Below are 6,679 nucleotides of genomic sequence, written 5' to 3' on the forward strand. Positions count from 1 at the left end.
CCGAGGACGCCGTCGAAGCCAGCGGCAGCCAACCGCTTGGCCCCGGGGTAAAGACTGTGCCGGGGATTCCCCTGGAGACGAACCCGAAACAAATTGAGGCCAAATTCAAACACGCCACCGATTTTGGGGTTACCACTCCCCGCGGAAAAGAGGGGTTCCAAGCCTTCGACGATGCTGTAATAAAACACGTCGAGGATCCCGGAACCCTCCACATCGACGGCACCTACCACGGCAACCCCGCAATTCTGAACTATAACCCTGATAGCGGACTCGTTGTTGTACAATCTCCCTCTGGAGAATTTGTATCGGGATGGAAGCTGAGCGAGGGCCAAAAACAGAATGTACTGGAACGAGGAAAGCTTGGCGGTGGATGATGACTGACAACAGCGCAGCGATTGCACGAATGGTCGCGGGATACAAGCCCATATTGGAGGCTCTCTTATCCGGCGAGTCGGGCGCTGATGAATTCGAGCACAACTACCTTCACTACTTCAAGAACGACAGGAATCAAGTAATAGGACCCGATTTCGATATACTAGATGAGCTATTCGCGTATGCAGACAATTACGTGTCGGACCCAACACTACGGGAAGAAGTCGGAGGAATAGACGAGAAGGAACTCAGGACCCGCGCATCAGAGGCATATAGAAAACTGTTCGGATAACACCACTGAACTTGGACAGGCGGTGCCTGCCACGGGCCCGACCGTGGGATTCAATAGAGTTCCCCCGTCTCAATGATTCAGCGACAAAGCACTCGTCGAGCTCCGGGCTCGTCGGAAGAGCACGGATTTATCCGGCACCGCCGTCCACGCCGGCAAAGTCGCCGAACTCACCCGGAACACCACCGACACCCGCACCAAACTCGAACGCCTCCACGACACCATCGAAACCGCCGAAACCGGTCACAGGAGATGGGCCGTGAGTACGCATCGCCGCACTCCTGGGAATCACCGTCCCGAATGAGCAGTACTGCTACATGCGGCGAAAATTTTAAGGCAATTCACTTCGCCACCTCGACGATTGAGTTCAGCATGCTCGGCCGGTCGGCCGGGACTGAGCATGGCGCAAATGGGGCACGGTCGGCGTGCCGGGTGCCGCCGCGCCGGGAACGATGCCGACTCTGTCGACGCCTGCCGCTACTTTCGCCGGCTATGGCCGTGCAATCGTCGACTCCACACGATGGACTGTTCAAAGCGATCTGCTCCCGTAAAGCCGAGATCGCCGGAATACTGCGTGCCAACCTGCCCGGTCCACTCGCCGCTCGGCTGGACTTCGACTGTTTGGAGTTACAACCGGCCGGTTTCGTCGAGCAGAACCTGCGTGCGTTCTACAGTGATCTGCTGTTCCGTACCCGCCTGTCCGGTCACGACGCCTATGTTTATGTCCTCGTCGAGCACCAGTCGTGCCCGGACCGTTTCATGCCGATGCGGATGCTGCGCTACATACTCATGACCTGGACCCAGCACCTCGACGCGCACCCGAACAGCAAAGCTCTACCCGCTGTCATCCCGCTGGTCGTGCATTCCGGGCCCAGAGGTGAGCGATGGAACTATCCGACCGAACTGGCCGAGCTGATCGATATCGACGACGCGGGCCGCGCCGAACTCGCCGAGCACCTGCCGAGCTTGAAGATCCTGCTCGATGACCTGTCCCAGGTCGATATCGCCGCAATCCAAGCCCGTGATCTCACCCCACCGGCGCGGCTGGTGCTGATCCTGCACAAGATCACCGCCAAAAACACGAACCTCGGCCACGATCTACAACGCTTTATCGCCGATCTGAACGACTTGACCACGGATGACCTGTGGCGGGTCTTCGAGTACATTTTCCTGGAGGGCGATACCGCTCTCGAGGACCTGCAAGCCCTGTTGAATCAGCTCGGTCCGCGAGCCAAGGAGGTAGCTGTGACCGCCGCAGAACGACTCCGCGCCGAAGGCCGGGCGGAAGGCCGCGCTGAAGAGGCGACTCGGGTGCTACTCAAGCTGCTGGCCACCAAGTTCGGGACGCCGCCCGCCGCAGTGGTCGACCGGGTGAACTCCGCCGACACCGACGAACTGGAAGCATGGATGCCGCGCGTACTCACCGCCACCACCCTGAACGACATCTTCACACCCGCCTGAACCAGCCTCGGACACCCTGCTCGCCGACCGATGGGCTTCGCCCTCGTCAATCTGTGGAAGGGCGAGTACTAGCCGGTGAACTTGTCGAGGTGCCGGTGGCGGTGGCGACAGACTGTTCACCCGCCGCGCTGCGACCTGCGCGGCGTCCGGAGAAAATGCAGTCGGACAGGGACAGTCCGCTGACGTAGGAGTTGACACAGATTCCGGCGGCGGTGCGGCCGGCGGCGTACAGGCCGGGGATATCGGCACCGTCGGCGCCCTTCACCGCGCCGGTGTCCTCGTCGACGACCAGCCCGCCGACGGTGAACATCGGGCAGGGGTTGGTCAGGCTTCGTTTGATCGAGACGTCCACCAGCCAGTACGGGCCGGCCCCGACGGGACGGACATAATCGGCGGGTTTGCCGACCGGGTCGGGGGCGCCGGTGGCGTAGGCGCTGTTGTGCGCGGCGACCGTTTCCCGCAGGCCCTTCGCATCGATGCCCGCGGCGGCCGCGACGGCGTCGAGAGTCTTGCCGCGCTTGGCCTTTCGGCGCATGACCTCGAACTGCAGCCGCTGGAACCAGGCGGCCTGCGGGCCGATCTGCGAGATCGCCTTGCGCATGAGTTCGTCGTCGGCGAGCAGGAAACCGATACCGTCGTGCCGTTTGATGAGAGCGTCACCGACCGCGGCGCCGTAGCGGGTTTCGTCGATGACCCGCTGACCTTTCCCGTCCACCAGTAGCGCGCCGGTGAACGAGCTCGGCGGTAGCAGGAACCGCCATGCCGAGACATTGCCCATCCGGGCGGTGGCGGCGCCGGCGCTGCGACCCATTTCGATACCGCTGCCGTCGTCACCGGAACTGCCCAGTGCCAGCCCGTTCTGGTAGGCGGGGGCGTAGGCGCGCACCATCTCCCGGTTGGCGATGAAACCGCCCGCGGTGAGGACCACACCGCGCCGGGCGAGAACCCGGATGGTGGTGCCGTAGCGGCGGTCGAGGCGGGCGAGCTGTTTTTCCAGTACGCGGCGCAGGGGCGGGTAGTAGATGCCGGGTTTCGCGGCGACGGCGGCCATCCGGATGTAGCGCGCGCGGACCTGGGCGGGCGCATCGCGCAGGGTGCGGCACTGCACCCCGACCACGGCGCCGGTGTCGTCGGTGAGCAGCTCGGTCGCGGTGGTGAGCGATTCGACGCGGACTCCCTTGTTCGCCGCGGAGCGGGCGAGCGGCGCGAACAGTTTCTTGCCCGAGGTGCCCCATCCCTTGACCCGGTGGCCGCGTTGGGCGGGTGTGATGTCGTTGAAGGCGCCGGAAATCTCGCTCCCGGAGTAGTAGAGGTAGTAGTCGTTGTTCGGGTACGAGGTCTTGTACGGGCACAGCGACGCTTCGAAGGGCACCCCGTGCCCCGTCAGCCAGTCGATCATCGCCGGGCTGCCGTCCACGAACCGGCGCAGGGTCGCGGGGGCGACCGCATCGCCGACCTCACGTTCCAGGTAGGCCAGCATCTGCTCGGGAGTGTCCTCGACCCCGCCCGCACGCTGCACCCAGGTCCCGCCGCCGGCGTAGATGATCCCGCCGGACAGTGCGGTCGCTCCCCCGCCGGTGAACCGGTCCAGGACGAGGACCTGAGCACCGTCCTCGGTGGCCTGCAGCGCCGTCGCCGCGCCGGCCGCTCCGTACCCGACGACCACCACGTCCGCGGTCAGGTCCCATTCCTGCGCCATATAGCCAACTCCACCGAAAATTGAAACGAGTTTCGCTGCCGCTTCGGCGACAGAATAAGTCTTCTGCCACACAACATAGACCAACAGCGGCATCATTCTATAACGTGTTCTACATGAACGATCGGGAATACGATGTGGTGGTGGTCGGCAGCGGCGCCGCCGGAATGACCGCCGCCCTCACCGCCGCGCACAACGGGCTGAGTGTGGTGCTCCTGGAGAAGGCGCCCTACTACGGTGGGTCCACCGCGCGCTCGGGCGGCGGGGTGTGGATCCCCGGCAACAAGGCCCTGCGCGATACGGGCGGTCCCGACGACCGCGAAGAAGCGCGGCGCTACCTGCACAGCATCATCGGCGACGTGGTGCCCGCCGAACGTATCGACACCTATATCGACCGCGGCGCGGAAGCCCTCGACTTCGTCCTGGCCAACAGCCCGCTGGAAATGGAATGGGTCAAGGGCTACTCCGACTACTACCCCGAAGCGCCCGGTGGCCGGGCCGGTGGCCGATCCTGTGAACCCAAACCGTTCAACGCCATGATCCTCGGCGACGAACGCTTCAACATCCACCCGCCCTACTCCAAAGCTCCGCTGAACGTCGCCGTCACCCAGGCCGATTTCGTCCGGTTGAACCTGATCCGCCGCCATCCCAAGGGCATGCTGCGGGCGCTGCGGGTCGGCGTGCGCACCTACTGGGCCAAGTTCACCCGCAAGCATCTGATGGTGATGGGTCAGGCCATCATCGCCGGGATGCGCAAGGGTCTGATGGACGCGAACGTGCCCGTGCTGCTCGATACCCCGATGACCAAACTGGTCATGGAGGACGGCAAGGTCACCGGTGTCGAGGCGACCCACAACGGCGAAACCGTCCGCTTCACCGCCCGCCACGGTGTGGTGCTGGGCAGCGGCGGGTTCGAGCACAATGCCGAGATGCGCGCCAAGTACCAACGGGAGCCGATTACCACTGAGTGGACGACCGGTGCCGCGACCAACACCGGAGATGGCATCCTCGCCGGTATGGACGCGGGTGCCGCGATCGGCTTCATGGAGGACGCCTGGTGGGGTCCGACCATCTTCAAGGGTGGTAAGCCGTGGTTCGCGCTGTCGGAACGCAACCTGCCGGGTTCGATCATGATCAACTCCAAGGGTGAGCGGTTCGGCAACGAATCCGCGCCCTACGTGGAGGCCGTGCACACCATGTACGGCGGCGAATACGGGCAGGGCGAGGGGCCGGGCGAGAACATCCCCACCTGGCTGGTTTTCGATCAGCGCTACCGCAACCGGTACATGTTCGCCAGCCTGCAGCCGGGCCTGAAGTTCCCGTCGCGCTGGATGGAGAACGACCTGATCGTCAAGGCCGCGACCCTGCAGGAACTGGCCGAGAAGATCGGGGTTCCCGCCGATAAACTCGCCGCGACCGTCGAACGGTTCAACAAGTTCGCCGAATCCGGTAAGGACGAGGACTACAACCGCGGCGACAGCCAGTACGACCGCTACTACGGCGACCCGACCGTCAAGCCCAACCCGTGCCTCGCCGCACTGGTTCAGGGCCCGTTCTACGCGGCCAAGATGGTGCCCGGCGATCTCGGCACCAAGGGTGGTCTGGTCGCCGATACCGCGGCCCGCGTACTCCGCGAGGACGGCACCCCGATCGACGGGCTCTACGCGTCCGGCAATGTGTCGACCCCGGTCATGGGCCACACCTACGCCGGCCCCGGCGCCACCATCGGACCCGCTATCGCCTTCGGTTACCTCGCCGTCCACGACATCATCGACCGCAAGAAGGCCGGGTCCGCCACGTCCCCGGCCGAGGCCTGAGCCGAGGAGAAGTTATGCCCATCGATCCACAGGTAGCACTCGGTGCGGAACTGCCGAGCAAGGAATTCTCCTGGACCGCCTCCGATATCGCGCTCTACCACCTGGGTATCGGCGCGGGGCACCGCTGGACCGATCCCGCCGAACTGCGCTACCTCGACGATCGGGAACCGCAGGTCCTGCCCACCTTCGCCACCGTCGCGCACACCCTGCGCGATACCGACCCGCCGAAGGTGAAGTTCCCCGGTGTCGATATCGACCTCGCCAAGGTGGTGCACGGCGCGCAGGAAATCCAGGTGCACCGGCCGCTGCCCGCCTCGGGTAAAGCGACCCGCACCGGCCGGATCAGCGAGATCTGGGACAAGGGTTCCAACGCGGTGATCGTGCAGGAATTCACCGTCACCGGCTCCGACGGCGAAGCCCTGTGGACCGAACGGTCCTCCATCTTCGCCCGCGGCGAAGGCGGTTTCGGCGGTGAACGCGGCCCCAGTAACAAGGCCGAACTCCCCGACCGGGCACCGGATTTCGACGTCACCACCGAGACCCTGCCGCAGCAGGCGCTACTCTACCGCCTCTGCGGCGACCGCAACCCGCTGCACTCCGACCCGGAATTCGCCAAGGGCGCCGGCTTCCCGGCACCGATCCTGCACGGTCTCTGCACGTACGGGATCATCTGCAAAACCGCCACCGATACGGTGCTGGAATCCGCGGCGACCAGGGTCACCGGGTTCAAAGCGCGGTTCGCCGGGGTCCTGTTCCCCGGTGAGATGCTGCGGTCACGCATCTGGCAGGAACCGGGCAAGCTGACCATCAGCGCCACCGCCGTCGACCGCGAGGACGCGCCGGTGCTCGGAGACGTGGTCCTCACCTACGCCGACTGACGCGTTCCGCGCTGTGGTGGGGGGGGCGGAGGGGGGGGGGGGGGCGCCCCCGCCCACAAAGGGGGGAACCCCGGGGGAGAGTCGCGATCATCTGCGCCGGGTGCTCGGCGAACTGCCGGACAAGTAGGCGCACGCCGCGTGCCGGCTGGCGGCGGGGGAGTCGACC

At 65.0% G+C, this 6,679-nt stretch carries 6 protein-coding genes; 5 read left to right on the forward strand and 1 reads right to left on the reverse strand.

The window, feature by feature from the left end; all coding sequences use genetic code 11:
* From QH196_RS11275 to QH196_RS11285, 3 genes are all read left to right on the forward strand, one after another.
* Positions 1-374 (forward strand): colicin D domain-containing protein (locus QH196_RS11275; RefSeq protein ID WP_280415713.1); only part of this gene is annotated, 374 nt, incomplete at its 5' end.
* Positions 371-664, forward strand: coding sequence for a colicin immunity domain-containing protein (locus QH196_RS11280; protein WP_280415714.1), 294 nt, complete (start codon positions 371-373; stop codon positions 662-664). The genes QH196_RS11275 and QH196_RS11280, both read left to right, overlap by 4 nt.
* A 489-nt stretch (positions 665-1,153) precedes the next feature.
* Positions 1,154-2,122 carry an Rpn family recombination-promoting nuclease/putative transposase gene (locus QH196_RS11285; protein WP_280415715.1) on the forward strand — a complete coding sequence of 323 codons (969 nt, stop codon included), beginning with the start codon at positions 1,154-1,156 and terminating at the stop codon, positions 2,120-2,122.
* 46 nt (positions 2,123-2,168) lie between these two features.
* Here the strand turns inward: QH196_RS11285 and QH196_RS11290 are convergent, their stop codons facing one another.
* Complete coding sequence (locus QH196_RS11290; protein WP_280415716.1) at positions 2,169-3,821, reverse strand: FAD-binding protein; 1,653 nt, start codon at positions 3,819-3,821, stop codon at positions 2,169-2,171.
* A 104-nt stretch (positions 3,822-3,925) separates the two neighbouring features.
* Between QH196_RS11290 and kstD the strand changes: the two genes are divergently transcribed.
* Entirely contained in the window at positions 3,926-5,635 is a 1,710-nt protein-coding gene (gene kstD / locus QH196_RS11295; RefSeq protein ID WP_280415717.1) for a 3-oxosteroid 1-dehydrogenase, read from the forward strand.
* Between the two features lie 14 nt (positions 5,636-5,649).
* The gene (locus tag QH196_RS11300; protein ID WP_280415718.1) at positions 5,650-6,513 is read left to right on the forward strand and encodes a MaoC/PaaZ C-terminal domain-containing protein; all 864 of its coding nucleotides are present in this window, start codon (positions 5,650-5,652) and stop codon (positions 6,511-6,513) included.
* The last annotated feature ends 166 nt before the right edge of the window (positions 6,514-6,679 follow it).

The sequence above is a fragment of the Nocardia carnea genome (assembly GCF_029868325.1).
Lineage (GTDB): Bacteria > Actinomycetota > Actinomycetes > Mycobacteriales > Mycobacteriaceae > Nocardia > Nocardia carnea_C.

Coding starts and splice junctions, on each gene's coding strand:
- QH196_RS11280 (WP_280415714.1), top strand. CDS start 371: ATGATGACTGACAACAGCGCAGCGATTGCACGAATGGTCGCGGGATAC.
- QH196_RS11285 (WP_280415715.1), top strand. CDS start 1,154: ATGGCCGTGCAATCGTCGACTCCACACGATGGACTGTTCAAAGCGATC.
- QH196_RS11290 (WP_280415716.1), bottom strand. CDS start 3,821: ATGGCGCAGGAATGGGACCTGACCGCGGACGTGGTGGTCGTCGGGTAC.
- QH196_RS11300 (WP_280415718.1), top strand. CDS start 5,650: ATGCCCATCGATCCACAGGTAGCACTCGGTGCGGAACTGCCGAGCAAG.